Source organism: Agarivorans sp., from assembly GCF_050295395.1.
Classification (GTDB): Bacteria; Pseudomonadota; Gammaproteobacteria; order Enterobacterales; family Celerinatantimonadaceae; genus Agarivorans.
The window spans coordinates 20,017-38,696 of the sequence record NZ_JBNKPP010000252.1 but is presented as its reverse complement, the minus strand read 5'-3'; the positions used below and the strand labels follow the sequence as shown (position 1 = coordinate 38,696).

At 45.3% G+C, this 18,680-nt stretch carries 17 protein-coding genes and 1 tRNA gene; 7 read left to right on the top strand and 11 right to left on the bottom strand.

Features of this window, described 5'->3' with window-relative positions; all coding sequences use genetic code 11:
• The 7 genes from ihfA to thrS form a co-directional block, all read right to left on the bottom strand.
• Positions 1 to 290 (bottom strand): integration host factor subunit alpha (gene ihfA, locus ACQY6Q_RS14785; RefSeq protein ID WP_427982520.1); only part of this gene is annotated, 290 nt, incomplete at its 3' end.
• A gap of 2 nt (positions 291 to 292) precedes the next feature.
• On the bottom strand, positions 293 to 2,680 hold the full coding sequence (gene pheT, locus ACQY6Q_RS14780; protein WP_427982517.1) for a phenylalanine--tRNA ligase subunit beta: 2,388 nt from the start codon (positions 2,678 to 2,680) through the stop codon (positions 293 to 295).
• Positions 2,681 to 2,693: 13 nt separating this feature from the next.
• Complete coding sequence (pheS, locus tag ACQY6Q_RS14775; protein WP_427982515.1) at positions 2,694 to 3,674, bottom strand: phenylalanine--tRNA ligase subunit alpha; 981 nt, start codon at positions 3,672 to 3,674, stop codon at positions 2,694 to 2,696.
• Between the two features lie 175 nt (positions 3,675 to 3,849).
• Entirely contained in the window at positions 3,850 to 4,203 is a 354-nt protein-coding gene (gene rplT, locus ACQY6Q_RS14770) for a 50S ribosomal protein L20 (RefSeq protein WP_427982513.1), read from the bottom strand.
• A gap of 18 nt (positions 4,204 to 4,221) precedes the next feature.
• A complete protein-coding gene (gene rpmI, locus ACQY6Q_RS14765; protein ID WP_427982511.1) occupies positions 4,222 to 4,419 on the bottom strand; it encodes a 50S ribosomal protein L35 in 198 nt (65 codons plus the stop codon).
• Between the two features lie 100 nt (positions 4,420 to 4,519).
• Positions 4,520 to 5,062: a translation initiation factor IF-3 gene (infC, locus tag ACQY6Q_RS14760; protein WP_084681800.1), complete on the bottom strand. Its 543-nt coding sequence runs from the start codon at positions 5,060 to 5,062 to the stop codon at positions 4,520 to 4,522.
• A 3-nt stretch (positions 5,063 to 5,065) separates the two neighbouring features.
• Entirely contained in the window at positions 5,066 to 6,991 is a 1,926-nt protein-coding gene (thrS, locus tag ACQY6Q_RS14755) for a threonine--tRNA ligase (protein WP_427982510.1), read from the bottom strand.
• A gap of 206 nt (positions 6,992 to 7,197) precedes the next feature.
• Here thrS and ACQY6Q_RS14750 point away from each other — a divergent pair, with 206 nt between their 5' ends.
• Positions 7,198 to 7,401, top strand: coding sequence for a CPXCG motif-containing cysteine-rich protein (locus ACQY6Q_RS14750; protein ID WP_427982508.1), 204 nt, complete (start codon positions 7,198 to 7,200; stop codon positions 7,399 to 7,401).
• Positions 7,402 to 7,616: 215 nt separating this feature from the next.
• Here ACQY6Q_RS14750 and ACQY6Q_RS14745 read toward each other — a convergent pair whose 3' ends face one another.
• Complete coding sequence (locus ACQY6Q_RS14745; RefSeq protein ID WP_427982507.1) at positions 7,617 to 8,237, bottom strand: riboflavin synthase subunit alpha; 621 nt, start codon at positions 8,235 to 8,237, stop codon at positions 7,617 to 7,619.
• Between ACQY6Q_RS14745 and ACQY6Q_RS14740 the strand changes: the two genes are divergently transcribed.
• The 3 genes from ACQY6Q_RS14740 (at position 8,236) to ACQY6Q_RS14730 (ending at position 10,856) form a co-directional block, all read left to right on the top strand.
• On the top strand, positions 8,236 to 9,633 hold the full coding sequence (locus tag ACQY6Q_RS14740; protein ID WP_427982505.1) for an MATE family efflux transporter: 1,398 nt from the start codon (positions 8,236 to 8,238) through the stop codon (positions 9,631 to 9,633). The genes ACQY6Q_RS14745 and ACQY6Q_RS14740 overlap by 2 nt on opposite strands.
• A complete protein-coding gene (locus tag ACQY6Q_RS14735; RefSeq protein WP_427982503.1) occupies positions 9,630 to 10,646 on the top strand; it encodes a DUF3080 family protein in 1,017 nt (338 codons plus the stop codon). Before ACQY6Q_RS14740 ends, ACQY6Q_RS14735 begins: the two co-directional genes overlap by 4 nt.
• Before the next feature lie 133 nt (positions 10,647 to 10,779).
• Positions 10,780 to 10,856: transfer RNA gene (locus tag ACQY6Q_RS14730), tRNA-Val, on the top strand.
• A gap of 130 nt (positions 10,857 to 10,986) precedes the next feature.
• On the opposite strand, the gene preA is transcribed toward ACQY6Q_RS14730, so the two are convergent.
• Positions 10,987 to 12,261, bottom strand: a complete 1,275-nt coding sequence (gene preA, locus ACQY6Q_RS14725; protein ID WP_427982500.1) for an NAD-dependent dihydropyrimidine dehydrogenase subunit PreA — start codon at positions 12,259 to 12,261, stop codon at positions 10,987 to 10,989.
• A gap of 2 nt (positions 12,262 to 12,263) precedes the next feature.
• On the bottom strand, positions 12,264 to 13,610 hold the full coding sequence (locus ACQY6Q_RS14720; RefSeq protein ID WP_427982498.1) for an NAD(P)-dependent oxidoreductase: 1,347 nt from the start codon (positions 13,608 to 13,610) through the stop codon (positions 12,264 to 12,266).
• Between the two features lie 306 nt (positions 13,611 to 13,916).
• Here ACQY6Q_RS14720 and ACQY6Q_RS14715 point away from each other — a divergent pair, with 306 nt between their 5' ends.
• A complete protein-coding gene (locus ACQY6Q_RS14715; protein WP_427982496.1) occupies positions 13,917 to 14,567 on the top strand; it encodes a TetR family transcriptional regulator C-terminal domain-containing protein in 651 nt (216 codons plus the stop codon).
• A gap of 58 nt (positions 14,568 to 14,625) precedes the next feature.
• Here the strand turns inward: ACQY6Q_RS14715 and ACQY6Q_RS14710 are convergent, their stop codons facing one another.
• Entirely contained in the window at positions 14,626 to 15,894 is a 1,269-nt protein-coding gene (locus ACQY6Q_RS14710) for a Zn-dependent hydrolase (protein ID WP_427982494.1), read from the bottom strand.
• A 466-nt stretch (positions 15,895 to 16,360) separates the two neighbouring features.
• Between ACQY6Q_RS14710 and hydA the strand changes: the two genes are divergently transcribed.
• Together hydA and ACQY6Q_RS14700 are read left to right on the top strand one after the other, a co-directional pair.
• Positions 16,361 to 17,800, top strand: a complete 1,440-nt coding sequence (gene hydA, locus ACQY6Q_RS14705; RefSeq protein ID WP_427982493.1) for a dihydropyrimidinase — start codon at positions 16,361 to 16,363, stop codon at positions 17,798 to 17,800.
• Between the two features lie 33 nt (positions 17,801 to 17,833).
• Positions 17,834 to 18,667 carry an ABC transporter ATP-binding protein gene (locus ACQY6Q_RS14700; protein ID WP_427982492.1) on the top strand — a complete coding sequence of 278 codons (834 nt, stop codon included), beginning with the start codon at positions 17,834 to 17,836 and terminating at the stop codon, positions 18,665 to 18,667.
• The last annotated feature ends 13 nt before the right edge of the window (positions 18,668 to 18,680 follow it).

Below are 18,680 nucleotides of genomic sequence, written 5' to 3'. Positions count from 1 at the left end.
TTAGGTTCGGCGTTCTCTACCCGACTCTTGAGCTTTTGCCCAGGACGAAAGGTGACTACTCGACGCGCAGAAATGGGAATGTCTTCTCCAGTTTTAGGGTTACGACCGGGGCGTTGATTTTTCTCCCTTAGGTCGAAATTTCCGAAACCAGAAATTTTAACTTGTTCCCCACTTTCCAAAGCGACCCGTATTTCTTCAAAAAAAGCTTCTACAACTTCTTTAGACTCTCTCTTACTAAAGCCTAAGTTTTCAAATAAATTTTCTGCCAGGTCAGCTTTAGTTAATGCCATAACTAGTCCCTCAAGGATGCGTCAAACTCTGAACGTAACGCCTCTACAATGGTGTCAACTGTAGCGGCAATCTCTTTTTCTTCAAGGGTTCGGCTTTGCTCTTGCAGAGTTAAACTGATAGCAATACTTTGCATATCATCTGCAATGCCTTTCCCTTTGTATACATCGAATAAGTTTACGCCAACTAATTGATTTCCGCCAACTTTCTTAATGCAATTTAGTAAATCTCCCGCTTTTACCTGTTGCGATACCAATAAGGCTAGGTCGCGGCGGTTAGCCGGGAATTTAGAAATAGGCTTCGCATCAGGCAATTTACGTAAAATAACCGCTGACATTTCGAGTTCGAACATAAACACTTTGCCAGTTAAGCCAAAAGCTTTTAGGTGTTGCGGATGTAGTGCACCGACATAACCGACTACTTGGCCATCGCGTAAAATTTTTGCCGCTTGACCTGGATGGAAGGCTGGATGTTCAGCCGCCACAAAACTGAATGACTCAACATCAACAGTCTGTTGAATTAAGGCTTCTACGTCACCTTTAATGTCGAAGAAATCCAGTTCTCGAGTGTCGCTATTCCACGCTTCGTTATTGGCAGAACCACTAATCACACCGGCTAACATAGTCGTTTGCGCAACGCCGTTTTCGGCAGTTTCATCAGGAATAAAGCGTAAACCACTTTCAAATACACGAACCCGACTTTGCTGACGTTTTTGATTGTAAGACACGGTGTCTAACAAACCAGTAAATAAACTCAAACGCATTGCCGACATTTCTACCGAAATAGGATGCGGTAAAATCATTGCCGGTTGCGATGGGTGCAACAACTGCTGACGCTTCGGATCAACAAAGCTGTAAGTAACGGCTTCTTGATAGCCACGAGCACACAATAACTGGCGCACTTTAGATTCGGGCAACAGCACTTCTTGATGAGTATTCATCTTTAAAGAAGCGGCTGGTGAAATATTAGGAATGTTGTTGTAGCCATAGATTCGAGCGACTTCTTCAATCAAGTCTTCCTCGATTTCCATATCGAAACGATAGCTTGGCGCAACGACCTGCCAACCTTGTTCGGTTTCGCTAACTTCCATCCCTAAACGTGTTAGGATTTCGGTCACTTGTGCCTTGTCAAAAGCATAACCGACCACTTTCTCTAGACGAGCATGACGCAATACTATGGTGGCGGCTTCAGGTAGTTTTGCTTGGTCGCCCGCTTCAACTACCGGCCCCACTTCACCACCACAAATCTCCACTAATAGTTGAGTTGCACGTTCCATCGCTTGATTTTGCAAACGGTAATCAACACCGCGCTCGTAACGATGTGATGAGTCGGTATGCAGACCATATTGTCTGGCACGCCCTGTAATAGCTAACTTACTGAAGAAGGCACACTCTAAAAAGATATCGCGACTATCTTCATTTACACCGGTTTTATCGCCGCCAAAAATACCGGCCATGGCAATTGGCCCGGTTTGGTCACAGATGGCTAAAGTATTATCTTTTAACTCTACTTCATTGCCGTCTAGCAATACTAACTTCTCGCCATTGTTGGCAAGACGTACTTCTATAGAGCCCGTTAACTTTTGTAAATCGAAGGCGTGCATAGGCTGACCTTGTTCGATCAACACATAGTTAGTCACATCAACGACTGGGTCGATAGAACGAATACCACTGCGACGCAAACGCTCTTGCATCCATAAGGGGGTTGTCGCGCTAAGATTAACGCCTTTAATCACCCGGCCTAAATAACGTGGGCATTGTTCAGTGGCGCTAACCTTGACTTCAAAAGTATCATCAATCGTTACCGGTGCATCTTGCCAAGTAGGTTGCTGAACATCCATTTGGTTTAGTACCCCAAGCTCACGAGCTAAACCTCGTAAACTTAGGCAATCGGCGCGGTTAGGCGTTAAGTCTACTTCAATAGTAACGTCATTTAACTTCAAGTAATCACGTAGGTCGGAGCCAACAGGTGCATCGGCTGGTAACTCCATGATGCCATCGGCTTCGTCACTAATGCCCAGCTCGCTGTAGGAACACAGCATGCCCATAGACACTTGTCCACGTAACTTGGCCTTTTTAATTTTAAAATCACCAGGCAGTACCGCGCCCACTTTAGCCACGGCTACTTTTAGCCCTTGGCGACAGTTTGGCGCACCACATACGATATCGATTAACTCTGCCTCACCAACATTAATTTTAGTTACGCGTAGCTTATCTGCATCGGGATGTTGGCCACACTCAACCACTTCACCCACTACAACGTTAGAAAACGCCGCAGCCACATCTTCAACACCATCAACCTCTAGGCCGGCCATGGTGATTTGCTCGGCTAACTCTTCGCGTGAAATGCTAGGGTTAACCCACTCTCTTAGCCAGGATTCGCTAAATTTCATCTTAAATTAACCCTTAATTAAATTGTTTTAGGAAACGTAAGTCATTCTCGAAGAATGAGCGCAAATCGTTGACGCCGTAGCGCAACATGGTGAGGCGCTCAACACCCATGCCAAAGGCAAAACCGGTATACTCTTCTGGGTCGATGTTTACCGCACGTAATACGTTAGGATGAACCATGCCGCAACCTAGTACTTCTAACCAACCATTTTTACCTAGCACGTCTACTTCGGCTGAAGTTTCAGTGAATGGGAAATAAGACGGACGAAAACGAACTTGCAAATCATCCTCAAAGAAGCTTTGTAGGAAGTCGTACAATACGCCTTTCAATTCAGTGAAATTAACGTTCTTATCAACCATTAGCCCTTCTACCTGATGAAACATCGGTGTATGGGTTTGGTCGTAATCGTTACGGTATACTCGGCCCGGAGAAATAATACGAATAGGCGGTTTCTCGGCTTCCATAGTCCGGATCTGAACGCCTGATGTTTGGGTTCTTAATACCAAGTTAGGATTGAAATAGAAGGTATCGTGATCTGCTCGTGCAGGGTGATGCTCGGGAATATTCAAAGCATCGAAGTTATGAAAACCATCTTCAATTTCTGGACCAGATTTAACTTGAAAGCCTAGTTCACCAAAGAAGGTTTGAATTCGCTCGATAGTGCGAGTTACAGGATGAAGGCCACCTAGCTCATCTACTCGACCGGGCAAGGTTATGTCCACTGTTTCGGCAGCTAGTTTGGCATTGAGTTCTTGCTGAACTAGTGATTCACGTTTTTCATTTAGTGCATCTTGAATAACTTGTTTAGCTTGGTTAATTAATTGACCCGCTTTAGGACGTTCTTCAGGCGAAAGTTTGCCAAGTCCTTGTAGCTGTTTGGTCATTAATCCTTTTTTGCCCAAGTATTCTACACGAACGGCATCAAGTTCATTAATCGCTGAAGCCGCTTCAATGTGAGTCTTAGCCTGATTGATTAGCGCATCAAGATCTAGCATGATTTCCTCATATTCCGCTCAAGGGGAAGCTGTATTTTTGTATTAAATAAGACCGGAAATAGTACTTTAATGAAGTGCTTATAGCTAGACTTGTTCCCGGAAAAAGGCGCTTTGTAAGCCTGTTTTTGTAACAAAAAAGGGAGCCGAGGCTCCCTTTTTAAAAAACTACAAAAACTTATAAAGCAGCTTTTGCTTTTTCTACCAACACTGAGAATGCTGCTTTATCAAAAACAGCGATATCAGCTAGGATCTTACGATCGATTTCGATAGATGCTTTTTTAAGTCCGTCAATGAAACGGCTGTAAGACAAACCATTTTGACGAGCCGCAGCATTGATACGTGCAATCCATAGTTGACGGAATTGACGTTTACGCTGACGACGGTCACGGTAAGCGTATTGACCCGCTTTAATTACCGCTTGGAAGGCTACGCGATAAACACGTGAACGTGCTCCGTAGTAACCTTTGGCTTGTTTTAAGACTTTCTTATGACGTGCACGTGCTTGTACACCGCGTTTAACTCTGGCCATTCTTAATTTCCTCTAAACTTATGCGTACGGCAACATGCGAACAATTGATGCAACATCAGAAGCAGCAATCATACCCTTCGGACGAAGGTGACGTTTTACCTTAGTACGGCGCTTAGTCAGAATGTGACGAAGACCAGCTTGTTTGAATTTAAAACCACCAGAAGCAGTTTTCTTAAAGCGCTTAGCAGCACCTTTGTTTGATTTCATTTTTGGCATTTACATGCACTCCGCATTGCGATATTAACAACATATAACTAAAGGCGAACAAAAACAGCTTACTGGTTAAAGTAAGCTGTTCGTTACTTGGAAGCCTCAGTTACTTCTTTTTAGGACCTAACACCATGACAGCTTGGCGACCTTCCATTTTTGGAAAAGCTTCCACAACTGCAAGTTCTTCTAAATCGCCTTTAATACGATTTAGTAGATCAAAGCCGAGACTTTGGTGTGCCATTTCACGACCACGAAAACGTAGCGTTACTTTAGCTTTGTTGCCCTCTTCTAGAAAACGAACCAGGTTGCGTAGTTTTACCTGGTAGTCGCCTTCGTCAGTTCCAGGGCGGAATTTAATTTCCTTAACCTGAATCTGTTTTTGCTTCTTCTTCTGTTCTTTAACAGATTTACTCTTTTCGTAAATGAACTTACCGTAATCCATGACCCGACAAACAGGTGGTTCAGCATTTGGACTAATTTCTACCAAATCAACGCCAGATTCTTCGGCAATGTTTAGTGCTTCATTCAAACTTACAATGCCGATGGACTCACCATCTAAGCCGTTAAGGCGTACTTCTTGGGCTTGAATTTCTTCATTTATCTTATGTGCTCTTGCAGCTTGTTGCTGACCACGTCTTCCGGTTTTTATAATTTATACCTCAATACAATTATTGTCACGACTGCTGATTTCTTGCTTAATTTGCTCAATAAACTTATCTACTGCAAATTTGCCTAAATCATCGCCTTTACGAGTTCTAACCGCAACCTCATTACTTTCGACTTCTTTATCGCCGACAACCAATAAATAAGGAATACGCTTTAGAGTATGTTCGCGGATTTTAAAGCCTATCTTCTCATTTCTCAAGTCCGCAATGGCTCTAATGCCCTGTTTATTTAATTTTTTTACTACCTGATGGACAAAATCGGCCTGTTTATCGGTAATATTCATCACCACAACTTGTCGCGGTGCTAACCAGGTTGGGAAGAATCCTGAGTACTCTTCGGTCAAAATACCAATGAAACGCTCTAAGGACCCCAAAATAGCACGGTGAATCATTACTGGCACATGGCGTTCATTATCTTCACCAACAAAAGAGGCTGATAAACGGCCCGGCATAGAGAAGTCAAGTTGCACTGTACCACATTGCCAAGCGCGATCTAGACAATCGTGCAAGGTAAATTCAATTTTAGGACCGTAGAAGGCACCTTCCCCCGGTAGATATGAAAACTCAATACCTTTAGAGCTCAATGCTTCAGCTAAGGCTTCTTCTGCTTTATCCCAAGTTTCATCATCACCTACTCGCTGTTCTGGTCGGGTCGACAATTTCACTTCAATATCTTCAAAGCCAAAGGTTTTGTAAGTCTCGTATACCATATCGATACACGATGCGACTTCTTCTTGGATTTGGTCTTCAGTACAGAAAATATGCGCATCATCTTGCGTAAAGCCACGAACCCGCATCAAACCGTGTAAAGAACCCGATGGTTCATTACGGTGACAAGAGCCGAATTCGGCCATACGCAAAGGTAGATCACGGTAAGATTTCAAACCCTGATTAAATATTTGAATATGACCTGGGCAGTTCATCGGTTTAACAGCGTATTCACGGTTCTCAGACTGAGTAGTGAACATTGCATCTGAGTATTTGTCCCAGTGACCTGATTTCTCCCAAAGGCTGCGATCCATAATTTGTGGCGCTTTCACCTCTTGGTAATCGTACTTGCGTAGCTGCTCGCGCACATAGCTTTCCAATTCACGGAAGATAGTCCAGCCTGAATCATGCCAAAACACCATACCCGGCGCTTCTTCTTGCATGTGGTAAAGGTCGAGTTGCTTACCAATTTTACGGTGGTCTCGTTTAGCAGCTTCTTCTAAACGCTTCAAGTAAGCGGCTAGCTGTTTCTTGTCGGCCCAAGCCGTGCCGTAAACACGTTGCAGCATTTTATTGCTGCTATCGCCACGCCAATATGCTCCTGCCACCTTCATCAATTTGAAGTGATGACAGAACTTCATATTAGGTACGTGTGGGCCACGACACATATCAATGTATTCTTCGTGGTGATAAAGACCGGGAGTGGCGGTTGCTTCAATACCTTCAATAATTTCTAGCTTGTATGGTTCTTCACGCTGTTCAAAAACTGCTTTAGCTTCAGCTAAAGGCACAGTCTTTTTAATCACATCGTAATTAGTTTTTGCCAGCGCCATCATTCGTTTTTCTAGATTATCAATGTCTTCTTGGCTTAACGAATGATCTAAATCGATATCATAGTAAAAACCGTTATCGATAGTTGGACCAATAGCCATTTTGGTGTCGGGCCACATTTGCTTAATCGCGTGACCTAACAGGTGAGCACAAGAGTGGCGAATGATTTCTAAACCGTCTTCGTCTTTGGCGGTGATAATAGCCACCTGTGCATCGTCGTGGATCAATTCACATGCATCAACACGCTCACCGTTCACTCGACCGGCAATACAAGCTTTAGCTAAGCCAGGACCGATGTCGGCGGCAATATCCATAGTTGATACGGGATTTTCGAATTGACGTTGGCTACCGTCTGGGAGAGTAATTACTGGCATATTTATCCTTGTATATACAGTGGTGATGCCTACCAAACATCACATGTTTTATCGATAAAATTGAGTGCTTCACACACTAAAAAGATGGGCAATATTAATGCCCTAGCAAAATAACTTCAATAGCCGGTGTTTTATTGCACTTAACACAAGGTGATTTGGCCGATATAAGCCATACTTAAAGAGTGGATTTACGTGGAGTTATCGTCATGAAAGACTATGTAGAAAAAATGATTACTTGCCCTACTTGCGGCCATCATACTCCCATTCAAATGGATGCTAGCAACGGTGATCAAGACTTTTACGAAGACTGCCGCGCGTGCTGTAGCCCGATACATTGTCGATTACACATTGATGAGCTTAATGATAAGCTGGTTGCTTATGTAGACGCCGACGACGAGCAATTTTTTTAAACTCAGCAGCGCCCAAAGTTACGTCTACCAGGCTTGGTTTGGCCTTGCTGTAAGCCACATTTGTACGGCCTTACACTTTGTTTACAAAGTAAAGCCCTTCAACCTTTCAATGGCATTAACCTTAAACCTTTCAGCCCAAGAGATCCGCATTTACCAATATTAAATGCTAAGGGGCAACCTTAATTGCTGCCCCCTTTACTCACCACATCCTTTGGCTAACTCAACCAGCGTTTTAGTTCACCGCTAGCGGCAAGACCTTTTATTGTGTCAATGGCGGTTTGAGTAGTACTGTCGATTTCGATATTAAACAAATCACCCAAGGCCTTGTCACCAAGGGTGGTCACCCGTAGTGTTTCAGGAATAAGGTGTAACCAAAAGCCTTGTTCGGTTTTTTCGCCAACTGTTAAGCTTGCGCCGTCAACACAAATAAACCCTTTATACACCACGTAATCTAACCAATTGGCAGCCAAACCAAGATGCAAGGAAAGGTTATTGTCGGTGGCTTTACGCTCTAACAAACTAGCGGTGCAGTGAATATGGCCCGATACCAAATGGCCACCAATCTCGTCCCCCACCTTGGCCGCCCGTTCAATATTTACTAAATCCGCTTCTTTTAAGGAGTCTAAGTTTGTTAGACTTAGCGTTTCCTGAATTAAGTCGAATTGCACACCTTGCTCACTAATGTTGACCACGGTTAAACAAGTCCCGTTTACCGCAACACTAGCGCCAATGCTTAAGCCTTCGGTATCAGCTAAATCAAGCCATAGCTGCATTAAGCCCGTGCTCTTTTTGATTTTATTAACTTTACTTTTACTTTGAACAATTCCGGTGAACATGAAATCTTTCTTCCTGGCTTTTAAACAACGATTTTCAAAAGAATGCTTGGCCATACTGCGCTTGGCTGGCCCCATTGTGGTTGCCCAGCTAACCATTACCGGTATGAGTTTTGTCGATACCATTATGGCCGGCTCCGTTAGTCCCAAAGACTTGGCGGCCGTCGCGGTTGCATCTAGTTTTTTTAACCCAGTCATACTACTTATACAGGGTATTCTAATGGCGGTAACGCCATTGGTAGCCTACCAGATCGGCGCAAAGCAAGCACATAAGTCAGGCAATATATTTCGCCAAGCCCTGTTTATTTCCTTGCTATTAGCCGCACTGGCTTGGGGCTTATTGTTAGTTGCTCCCTCAGTATTTAACTTGATGGAAGTTGAAGCCGGATTAGTTGCACTCACCAAACAATACTTATTTTATGTCTGTTTTGGGCTTCCCGCCTTTGCTGTTTATCAAGTGCTACGTGGCGTAAATGAAGCCCGTTCTAACATAAAAGCAATTATGATCATTGGGGTAATGGGTTTATTGGTGAATATTCCAGTGAATTACATCTTCATTCACGGCCTGTTTGGCATGCCCAAATTAGGTGGCGCAGGCTGTGGAGTGGCCACCGCTGCAGTTAACTGGTTCATGGCAATCGCCATGTGCATCTACTTAGCAAAAAGCCGCTCTATTGCGCCGCTGTGTTTATTTAGCGGTCCATTGCGTATCGATTTGCCATTAATTAAGCGAATTTTCGGTTTAGGCCTACCGATTGGTGGCGCGATTTTCTTTGAAGTCACATTGTTTTCGCTAATTGCGCTACTGCTTTCGCCACTAGGGGCAGACATTGTCGCCGCTCACCAAATTGCCCTTAATTTTACCTCTATGGTATTTATGTTGCCCTTGAGTGTTGGTATTGCCTTAACTATTCGGGTTGGTAACTTTATGGGAGAGAAAGCCACTGATAAAGCTCAGATTTCCGCCTATAGCGGCATAATTCTAGTGACTTTTGTCACCTTCTTTATTGCTGCTGCAACGGTATTATTTAGAGCACAAATCATCGGCTTATACACCAGTAACCAAGCAGTAGCAGCGATAGCCGCACCGCTATTCTTACTCGCCGCCACTTATCAATTGTCGGACTCGCTGCAAGTTTGCTGCGCTGGCGCTTTACGTGGCTATCAAGATACCCGCTATATTTTCATGGTGACTTTAATCAGTTTTTGGCCAATCGGCCTTGGGATTGGCACTATACTCACCTTTACCGACTACTTAAGCGCCGAGCCCATGGGAGTACAAGGTTTTTGGATAGCTATTGTATTGGCTCTTACCGCTTGTGCGTTAGGCTTAATGAGCCGGTTAATTTGGGCCAGTAACAACCCCCACAAGTTACAATTTATTAATAAGGAAGCATGAGTAAAGCGAGAGTCTTACAAAGTGGCTTGCTGTTAATTATTTTAAGCAGCACGCTGTACTGGATAGTTGAATGGTTGAGCCCAACCAGTGACCGTTTGTTTTCAGACTATAGTGCCCGGCTCAATCGAGTCTTAGATATTTCGATTGAGCCACCACCAAACCAAGCTACGCTGCCGCAAATAAGCTGGCGTGACTTTCATGGCGAAGAACCCGAATTAAACTTATCTCTTCTCGACAGCATCAGCCTGCATGCTTGTGGCCTAGAACAACTGGTATTCGAGGCTAACTCTAGCTTGGGTAAGGTGGCGAGCGCCGATTACCAGCTGATTTGGCACAGCCAAATTATTCAAGGGCTAAGCCAGTGTGTAAATAGCCAACAGCTTAAACCAGCACTTAAGCAAAAATTGCAAAACATACTTGAGCTTAAGCGTCAGCACTTAGCGGTATATTGGTATAATTACCTAAGTCAAGATAAGTCTATACAGCGTCTATGGCTGGGTAATACCCGTTTAAATACATCCCCTGCTGCAGCTTATCGCCAACTCAGTCTGCAATTAAGTCAACTGCACAGCATTGGCCAACGATTTACTCATGGCCAAAGCATCGATGCTAGTGAACTACTCGGCATTAGCAAACAACTGTCCAGCGCCCCAACGTTACGCGCCTTAGCCCAAGAATTAAATTCAGCGAGTCTTTGGCTAGTGACCATTAGCCAAGCTTTGCAACAACGCCAGTTTAGCTGCCAACAAAATCAGCAAGACTTTAGCATTTTGCAAAACATTCTAAACAAGGTGTATATGCCCAAAATACAGGCCTATTTGGCCGAGCTAGATCAAAGCCTTAACTTGCTCAACTCCCCTTTAAGTAGCTTATTTAACAGCCAAGGCTTAGACCGCTTACCAAGCTCTATGCTACAACTTCAGCAAAATTTTCATCGGGCCAACCGCCAACACGTTCAACAATGGCAGGCTATTTTGAATAGCTGCGACGATAAAAGCAGCAAACAAGGATAAATTTGGGATTTTTTGTGGCTGACAGAACACTTATTGAGCAAACGAAATATCCGCCTATTGACTGGCGCAAGCCACTGCCCTAATATTCCACTCGCTGTCACACAGCAGGCGTTTAAGCCAGTAACAAAACGATATTCGCGTAGCTCAGTTGGTTAGAGCACTACCTTGACATGGTAGGGGTCGGTGGTTCAAATCCACTCGCGAATACCACCTCTCTTGTTAAACTCCCCAGTATTTTAAAAACCAAAAACTATCAGTTTATTGCTAGCACCCTGTGATCATACTGATCTATCTAATCATGTGGACTTGCCCCGCATAGCAGAACAAGCCCAGTACTTGTTTAAGAGGCGTCTTTGTAGGGGTTTCGTGGATCCTGCGTCCAGTTCATATAAGGTTTGTCGGCATCTTTTTGCTCCATCTTAATGCAGCTATCCACCGGACAGGTGATCTGACACAGGTTACAACCCACACACTTGTCTTCAATTACTTCAAAGGCCACGCTGCCGTCTTCGCGTACTTTACGGTCAATCGCTTGGTGAGAAGTATCTTCACAGGCGATGTAGCAACGTCCGCAGCCAATACATTTGTCTTCGTCTATGTCGGCTACCACTTTGTAGTTCATGTTTAGGTACTTCCAATCGGTGGTATTGGGCACAGCCAAGCCTTGGAAGTCGGAAATGTTTTTATAACCTTTGCTGTCCATCCAGTTAGATAAACCCTGTTGCATCTCAGTAACAATTCTAAAGCCATAAATCATTGCCGCGGTACACACTTGTACACTGCCTGAACCCAGCGAGATAAACTCGGCCGCGTCACGCCAGTTACTAATCCCACCAATGCCTGAAATAGGTAAACCAGCGGTTTCGGGATCACGGGCAATTTCTGCCACCATATTTAGCGCAATCGGCTTAACCGCCGGCCCACAGTAACCACCGTGAGTACTTTTACCATCTACCATGGGGCGCGCAGACATCTTGTCTAAATCAATCCCGGTAATTGAGTTAATGGTATTAATCGCTGAAACCGCATCGGCTCCACCACGCTTGGCAGCGCGAGCCGAGAAACGAATGTCAGTAATATTAGGTGTAAGTTTCACAATCACCGGTAATTTGCTGTAGGTTTTACACCAGCGGGTGACCATTTCCACATATTCAGGTACTTGGCCTACTGCCGCCCCCATACCACGCTCAGGCATACCATGCGGACAACCAAAGTTAAGCTCTAAACCATCTGCGCCTGTTTGTTCTACTAACTTAACAATTTTCTTCCATGACTCTTCTTCACAAGGCACCATCAGCGAGACTACTAAGGCGCGATCTGGCCAGGCTTTTTTTACTGCTTCAATTTCTCGTAAATTCACTTCTAAACTGCGATCGGTAATAAGCTCGATGTTATTAAAGCCAGACACTTCACCGTTATGGTCATAAATAGCCGAGTAACGCGAAGACACGTTCACTGCGGCGGGGTCTTCACCTAAGGTTTTCCACACCACGCCGCCCCAACCTGCTTCAAAGGCGCGTTCGACGTTGTAGGCTTTGTCTGTAGGTGGTGCAGAGGCTAACCAAAACGGGTTGGGTGACTTAATACCTGCAAATTCAATTGATAAATCGGCCATAATTAAGCCTCCTGATTAAGTTGCTGATGAATGGCTAAGGCTGCCAATTTGCCTTGCTGAACGGCTTCTACGGTAAGATCTTGACCTTCGCTGGTACAGTCACCGCCAGCATAAACGCCATCAATGCTAGTCACTTGTTGGCCAAAGGTGGCGATCTTGCCGTTGCTTACTGTAGGTATAAGTTGCTCAGCTTTGGGATAAGCAAACTTCTGCCCTACTGCTTTGAATATCGCAGAACAGGTAATCTCAAAGCTTTCTTCGCTGTCTTTTAACTGGCCGTCTTCACTATAGGTTTTGCGGAAGGTTAAACTTTTGAGTGCGCCATCATCGTCAAGATTGATGTGCTCGGGACGCGCCCAAGTTTTAATTCTTACTTCGTGGTCTTTGGCAATTTGCTGTTCGTGTTCGGTGGCGCTCATGTGTTCAGTGCCACGACGATAGACCAGCGTTACTTCTTCGGTGCCTAAGCGCTTCAACTGACACGCCATATCGATGGCCGTATTACCGGCACCAATCACTACTGCGCTATCTTTAGGTACATCAAGCTCACTAATATCGGAGGCTTGGCGCAACTCTTTAATGTAATCCACTGCGTTTAATACTTGTGGATGGGCTTCATTTACCAACATTAAGGAATGAACGTCCTGCAAGCCTATGGCTAAAAATACCGCATCAAATTGGTCTTTTAACTGTTGCAGACTAATGTCTTTACCTAAGGCCTTATTGGTATGCAAAGTAATACCGCCAATGCTCAAAATAAATTCCACTTCTTTTTGCGCAAAGTTATCGGTTAGTTTGTATTTAGCGATACCGTATTCGTTTAAGCCACCAGGCTTATCCGCCGCCTCAAATATCTCTACTTCGTTCCCTAATAGTGCTAAGCGGTGCGCACAACTTAAACCTGCTGGCCCCGCACCCACTACGGCAATAGTTTTTCCGGTAGCGGCTGCACGCTTAAAGGGGTGGCCAACAAATTTGGCATTATCGGTAGCATGGCGCTGCAATAAGCCAATTTTTACCGGTGCTTTTTCTTGTTCTTTATTACGAACACAAGCCTGCTCACACAAAATTTCAGTTGGACAAACCCTGGCACAGCTGCCGCCCATAATATTTTCTGAATAAATGGTTTTGGCGGCACCCGTTAAATCATCAGCATGAATACTGGCGATAAAACTAGGAATATTTATATTTGAAGGACAAGCGGTAACACAAGGTGCGTCGTAGCAATAATAGCAACGCGAACTTTCTATACCGGCTTGACGGGCACTTAGTGCTGGATTGATATCCTTGAACATTTGATCAAGGGCTAGCTGTTGTTGTGAATAGCCTTGCGGCTTCTCCATACTCATCACCATGGGATCTCCCTATTTTTATAATACTGAGACTGCTATCTCTAGTTGTATAAAAATAAAGCAAAGCCTGTACCATCTTCTGACCAAGCGGTCAGAAGATTAACACAATAATACTGACTTAAATTTAAACCTATGAAAAATAAGGTTAAATATGGAAAAATTTAAAACAAAAAAGCTATTTTTATTACACATCGTCAAAATAGCAGGTATGCTTAAACAGTAATAGCAAGCATGCCTTGCCCAGTTTTAAAGCGGTTGGCTACATGTTAGTGCAACGAACAAGGGAGTGAGAAAAACCTAACCATGAGCAAAGCAGCTACCAGCGGTATAAAGCGCCGTAAACTCGCCGACATTCGTAAAGACAACCTAGACCAAATTTTAGCTGTGGCAGAGCAGCTATTTGGCGAGAATGGCTATTCAGGTACCACCATTGCCGCCATTGCTGCCAAAGCCAATCTGCCCAAAGCCAACGTTTTGTACTACTTCAAAACCAAAGAAGCCTTATACAAAGGGGTACTCAGCCGTTTATTGGTACTGTGGATGAGCCACATGGATCAGATGACCGCCGATCAGCATCCCAATGTGGCCTTACGCCAATACATTCTGCAGAAGATTAAAATGTCTAAAGAGCATCCCAATGCTTCGCGGATCTTCGCCGCAGAAATCTTGCATGGCGCGCCCTATCTAAAACAGCAGCTGGCTACCGATCTTAAGCAACAGTTTGATAAAACCTGTCAGGTGTTTCGCCAATGGATAGCCAAGCAATGGATGGAACCAATTAACCCAGAACATCTGTTATTTATGATTTGGTCATCGACTCAGGCCTACGCCGACCATGCCTTGCAGTGCAGCATGATGTTGGAAAAACCCAGCTTAGATGAAAGTGATTATGAACCAGGCGTTGAGTTTTTAACCCGAATGGTACTTAAAGGCTGCGGAATAAAATTGCTCTAAAGCGATAAACACTAGTTATTAAAACTACTACAAGTTATCGCTTTAGCGCTGTTATTGGCTATTTTGCGGCGGCCAATTCAGCCGTTTCTGCTTCATTCACCTGCTCAGCCATAGTCACAATCGCATTCAATAATACGGAACAACCAGCCTCGCACTCTTCTTGAGTGGTGCTTTCTATTTCGTTATGACTAATACCGTTTAAACAAGGGGTGAAGATCATACTGGTTGGGGCAAAGTCCGAGACATAACAAGCATCGTGGCCTGCTCCAGCAATAATATCCATATGGCTATAACCTAAATCACTGGCCGCTTTGCGCACTGCATTTACGCAGTTCTGATCAAAGTGAATAGGCTCGTAATACCAGAATGGATCTAGCTGAATCGCCACTCCCGTTGCAGCTTCAATCTCGGCAATCGCGTCACTTAAGGCCTTGTCCATCGAAGTTAATTGCTCATCTAGTGGATGGCGCAAGTCGATACTCATTTCAATTTTGCCGGGAATGGTATTCCGCGAATTAGGTACAACTTGCATAAAACCTACGGTGCCACAACCTGGCGCGTGCGCTTTGGCAATCTGTTCCACTTTTTGAATCAATTGAGTACTGGCCAACAGCGCGTCACAGCGTAAATGCATTGGGGTGGTTCCTGCGTGCGACTCCCGTCCAACGAGGGTGGCGTTATACCAGCGCTGACCCTGACCGCCGGTTACTACACCAATTTGTTTATTCTCGGCTTCTAAATAAGGGCCCTGTTCGATATGCGTTTCGAAAAAGGCATGAAACTTACGCCCGGTGACTGGGGTTTCACCCGCGAAACCAATCCGCTCTAGCTCATCACCTAAGCGTAAGCCGTCGACATCGGTAGTATCTAAAATCTCTTGCAGGCCAAAACGGCCCGATACCACGCCGGAGCCCATCATAGCAGGAGCAAAGCGTGAACCCTCTTCATTCGTCCAAACCGAAATTTCCACCGGATGTTTGGTTTTAATGTTTTGATCATTTAACGAGCGTACTACCTCAAGACCGGCCAATACCCCAAATACCCCATCAAACTTACCACCAGTGGGCTGGGTATCTAAGTGGCTACCGGTGCCCACGGGGGCAAGGCTCATATCTTCACCGGGACGAGTACACATAATATTACCGATGGCATCCACCTTAACAGTGCAGCCAGCTTCTTCGGCCCACTTGATATACAGTTCGCGGCCCTGTTTATCCAAATCGGTAAGTGCTAAACGTTTACAACCGCCCTTTTCTGTTCCGCCTATTTTTGCCATTTCCATAAGGCTATTCCATAAACGGTCACTATTTATTTTTAAAGTACTCATTCCATTCTCCTATTCACCCAACATTGCGTCCCACATTGGCTTTAGCCTGTCTGTGAGACAAGACTGGTGCCTACTTGCTTGACCATGCAAACACCTGACCAGTTGGACAAAACTATAGAAAAGCAGACTCAAGCTATTGATTTTTATCATTTATTTTAGAGTAAACTGAACCAAACACAGCGAGTGAAGCCGCTTAACACGATCATCTGCTCAATATTTGTGCACTAATTCAGTGATATTGCGCCCTGATTTGGCGCGTTAAGTCGATCTCCCAGCACAGTTAAACAAGGCTTCTTGCCACGATTAAACCCAGATTTCATGGGGCTTAAGCAAAATAAATACCCATAGTTTGTCCGGTTGGTCAATCTATTGCATTGGCATTAACAGCAGTTTTTCAAAAGCTTTATAAAAGGCAAAGCGTGAGCCAGAAAAAACGCCGAACATCTAATAATGGAGTGAGTTAGAGATGAGTGTATTAATTAAAGGTGGCAAGGTAGTCAACGCAGACCAAAGTATTTACGCCGACGTGTATTGTGAAAACGGCAAAATTGTCGCCATCGGCCAAAATTTATCCGTTCCCGATGATGCGGAACACATTGATGCTAGCGGTAAACTGGTCATGCCCGGTGGAATTGACCCACATACCCACATGCAACTGCCTTTCATGGGCACGGTAGCCAGCGAGGATTTCTACAGCGGCACTGCGGCGGGTTTAGCTGGCGGCACCACCATGATTATCGACTTTGTTATTCCCAGCCCGCAACAACCCTTAATGGAAGCGTATAACACTTGGAAAGACTGGGCCTCTCGTTCGGTGGCAGACTACTCCTTCCATGTCGCTGTGACTTGGTGGGACGACAGCGTTTACCAAGATATGGAAACCTTAGTAAAAGAGGAAGGGGTTAACAGCTTTAAGCATTTCATGGCTTATAAAAACGCCATCATGGCCGAAGACGAAACCCTAGTGAACAGCTTCAACCGTTGTTTAGAACTCGGTGCCATGCCCACGGTTCATGCCGAAAACGGCGAGTTAGTCGACCATTTACAGAAAAAACTACTGGCAGCGGGCTTAACTGGCCCCGAAGCCCATCCGCTATCGCGTCCGACTGAAGTTGAAGGTGAAGCGGCCAACCGCGCGATCCGCATTGCCCAGTCCTTGGGCGTGCCTCTGTACTTAGTTCACGTATCGTGTAAGGAGGCAGTTGATGAAATTGCTCGCGCCCGTCATGAAGGGCAACGCGTCTACGGCGAGGTGTTGGCTGGCCACCTAGAGCTAGACGACAGTGTTTACCGCCAAAGCGATTGGACAGCGGCTGCGGCTCACGTTATGAGCCCACCATTTCGCCCTAAAGGCCATCAAGACGTACTTTGGAAAGCCCTGCAAGGCGGCACTCTGCAAACCACGGCTACCGACCACTGCTGTTTCTGCGCCGATCAAAAAGCCATGGGCAAAGATGATTTTAGCAAAATCCCTAACGGCACCGCAGGGGTAGAAGACCGCATGATGATCATGTGGGATTCAGGAGTGAACAAAGGCCGCTTGAGCGAACAAGAATTTGTTGCCGTTACCTCCACCAACAGCGCCAAAATTTTCAACCTTTATCCGCAAAAGGGCTGCATTGTAGAAGGTGCCGATGCCGATATCGTGATTTGGGATCCGCAACAAACGCATACCTTGTCTGCCGAAACTCACCATCAAAACATCGATTTCAACATATTTGAAGGCCGTACCGTAACTGGCGCGCCCCACATCACCATTAGCCAAGGCAAAGTAGTATTTAAAGACGGTGAGCTGTTTGTTACCGAAGGCGCAGGCCGTTATATCAAGCGCCCTGCTTTCCCTTCAATTTTTGAGGCGGTGAAAAAATACAACGCGGTTAACGCGCCAACAGCAGTAAGTCGCTAAGGCCCGCTAATTCGTCACGGAGAGACAGAATTTATGTTAGCAGTAAAACAAACAATAGAAAGCGAAGAAGCGGCAGTACAAAGCCAAACCGGGCGCTCGATGATCTCGGTGAAAGATTTGTCCTTGGTGTTTGAAACCAACGACGGTCCAGTAAACGCCCTTTCTAACATCAACCTACAGGTCAATGAAGGAGATTTCGTTTCCTTCATTGGGCCCTCGGGCTGCGGTAAAACCACTCTGCTTCGAGTGATAGCCGATTTGGAGCAAGCCACTGCTGGCGAAATCAAGGTGGACGGAACCAGCCCTAAAGATGCCCGCCTAAACCGCTTATATGGTTATGTATTTCAGGCGCCGGGCCTATTGCCCTGGCGTACCATTTCGCAAAACTGTGCGCTGCCCATGGAAATATCCGGCCAGCCCGGCGAACACCAACAAAAGCAGATCGATAAATACCTGAAGATGGTGGGTTTACAAGACTTCCATAAGAAGTTTCCTTGGCAGCTATCTGGGGGTATGCAGCAGCGCGCCTCTATTGCTCGCGCGCTATGCATTAACCCTGAGTTATTACTGATGGATGAGCCCTTTGGCGCCTTGGATGAAATCACTCGTGATCACATGAACATCGAACTGCTAAGAATTTGGCAAGAAACCAAGAAAACCGTGATCTTTGTGACTCACTCCATCGCCGAAGCGGTGCTGTTATCCACCCACATCGTGGTGATGTCGCCGCGTCCGGGGCGTATTGTTAAGGTGATTGAAAGCCCGCTACCGCGGTTAAAAACCTTAGCGCTACGCGATCAAGCGGCCTTTCATGAGCTGGCGGCTGAAATTCGCAACGCTCTAGCCAATGACCATGCCATTGATTAAGTATAAAGGAGGC

Bases quoted from the DNA above. Each gene is read 5' to 3' on its own strand.
- pheS (WP_427982515.1), bottom strand. From the start codon at position 3,674: ATGCTAGATCTTGATGCGCTAATCAATCAGGCTAAGACTCACATTGAA.
- pheT (WP_427982517.1), bottom strand. From the start codon at position 2,680: ATGAAATTTAGCGAATCCTGGCTAAGAGAGTGGGTTAACCCTAGCATT.
- ACQY6Q_RS14715 (WP_427982496.1), top strand. From the start codon at position 13,917: ATGAGCAAAGCAGCTACCAGCGGTATAAAGCGCCGTAAACTCGCCGAC.
- ACQY6Q_RS14745 (WP_427982507.1), bottom strand. From the start codon at position 8,237: ATGTTCACCGGAATTGTTCAAAGTAAAAGTAAAGTTAATAAAATCAAA.
- ACQY6Q_RS14700 (WP_427982492.1), top strand. From the start codon at position 17,834: ATGTTAGCAGTAAAACAAACAATAGAAAGCGAAGAAGCGGCAGTACAA.
- preA (WP_427982500.1), bottom strand. From the start codon at position 12,261: ATGGCCGATTTATCAATTGAATTTGCAGGTATTAAGTCACCCAACCCG.
- thrS (WP_427982510.1), bottom strand. From the start codon at position 6,991: ATGCCAGTAATTACTCTCCCAGACGGTAGCCAACGTCAATTCGAAAAT.
- ACQY6Q_RS14710 (WP_427982494.1), bottom strand. From the start codon at position 15,894: ATGAGTACTTTAAAAATAAATAGTGACCGTTTATGGAATAGCCTTATG.
- ACQY6Q_RS14720 (WP_427982498.1), bottom strand. From the start codon at position 13,610: ATGAGTATGGAGAAGCCGCAAGGCTATTCACAACAACAGCTAGCCCTT.
- ACQY6Q_RS14750 (WP_427982508.1), top strand. From the start codon at position 7,198: ATGAAAGACTATGTAGAAAAAATGATTACTTGCCCTACTTGCGGCCAT.
- rplT (WP_427982513.1), bottom strand. From the start codon at position 4,203: ATGGCCAGAGTTAAACGCGGTGTACAAGCACGTGCACGTCATAAGAAA.
- rpmI (WP_427982511.1), bottom strand. From the start codon at position 4,419: ATGCCAAAAATGAAATCAAACAAAGGTGCTGCTAAGCGCTTTAAGAAA.
- ACQY6Q_RS14735 (WP_427982503.1), top strand. From the start codon at position 9,630: ATGAGTAAAGCGAGAGTCTTACAAAGTGGCTTGCTGTTAATTATTTTA.
- ACQY6Q_RS14740 (WP_427982505.1), top strand. From the start codon at position 8,236: ATGAAATCTTTCTTCCTGGCTTTTAAACAACGATTTTCAAAAGAATGC.
- hydA (WP_427982493.1), top strand. From the start codon at position 16,361: ATGAGTGTATTAATTAAAGGTGGCAAGGTAGTCAACGCAGACCAAAGT.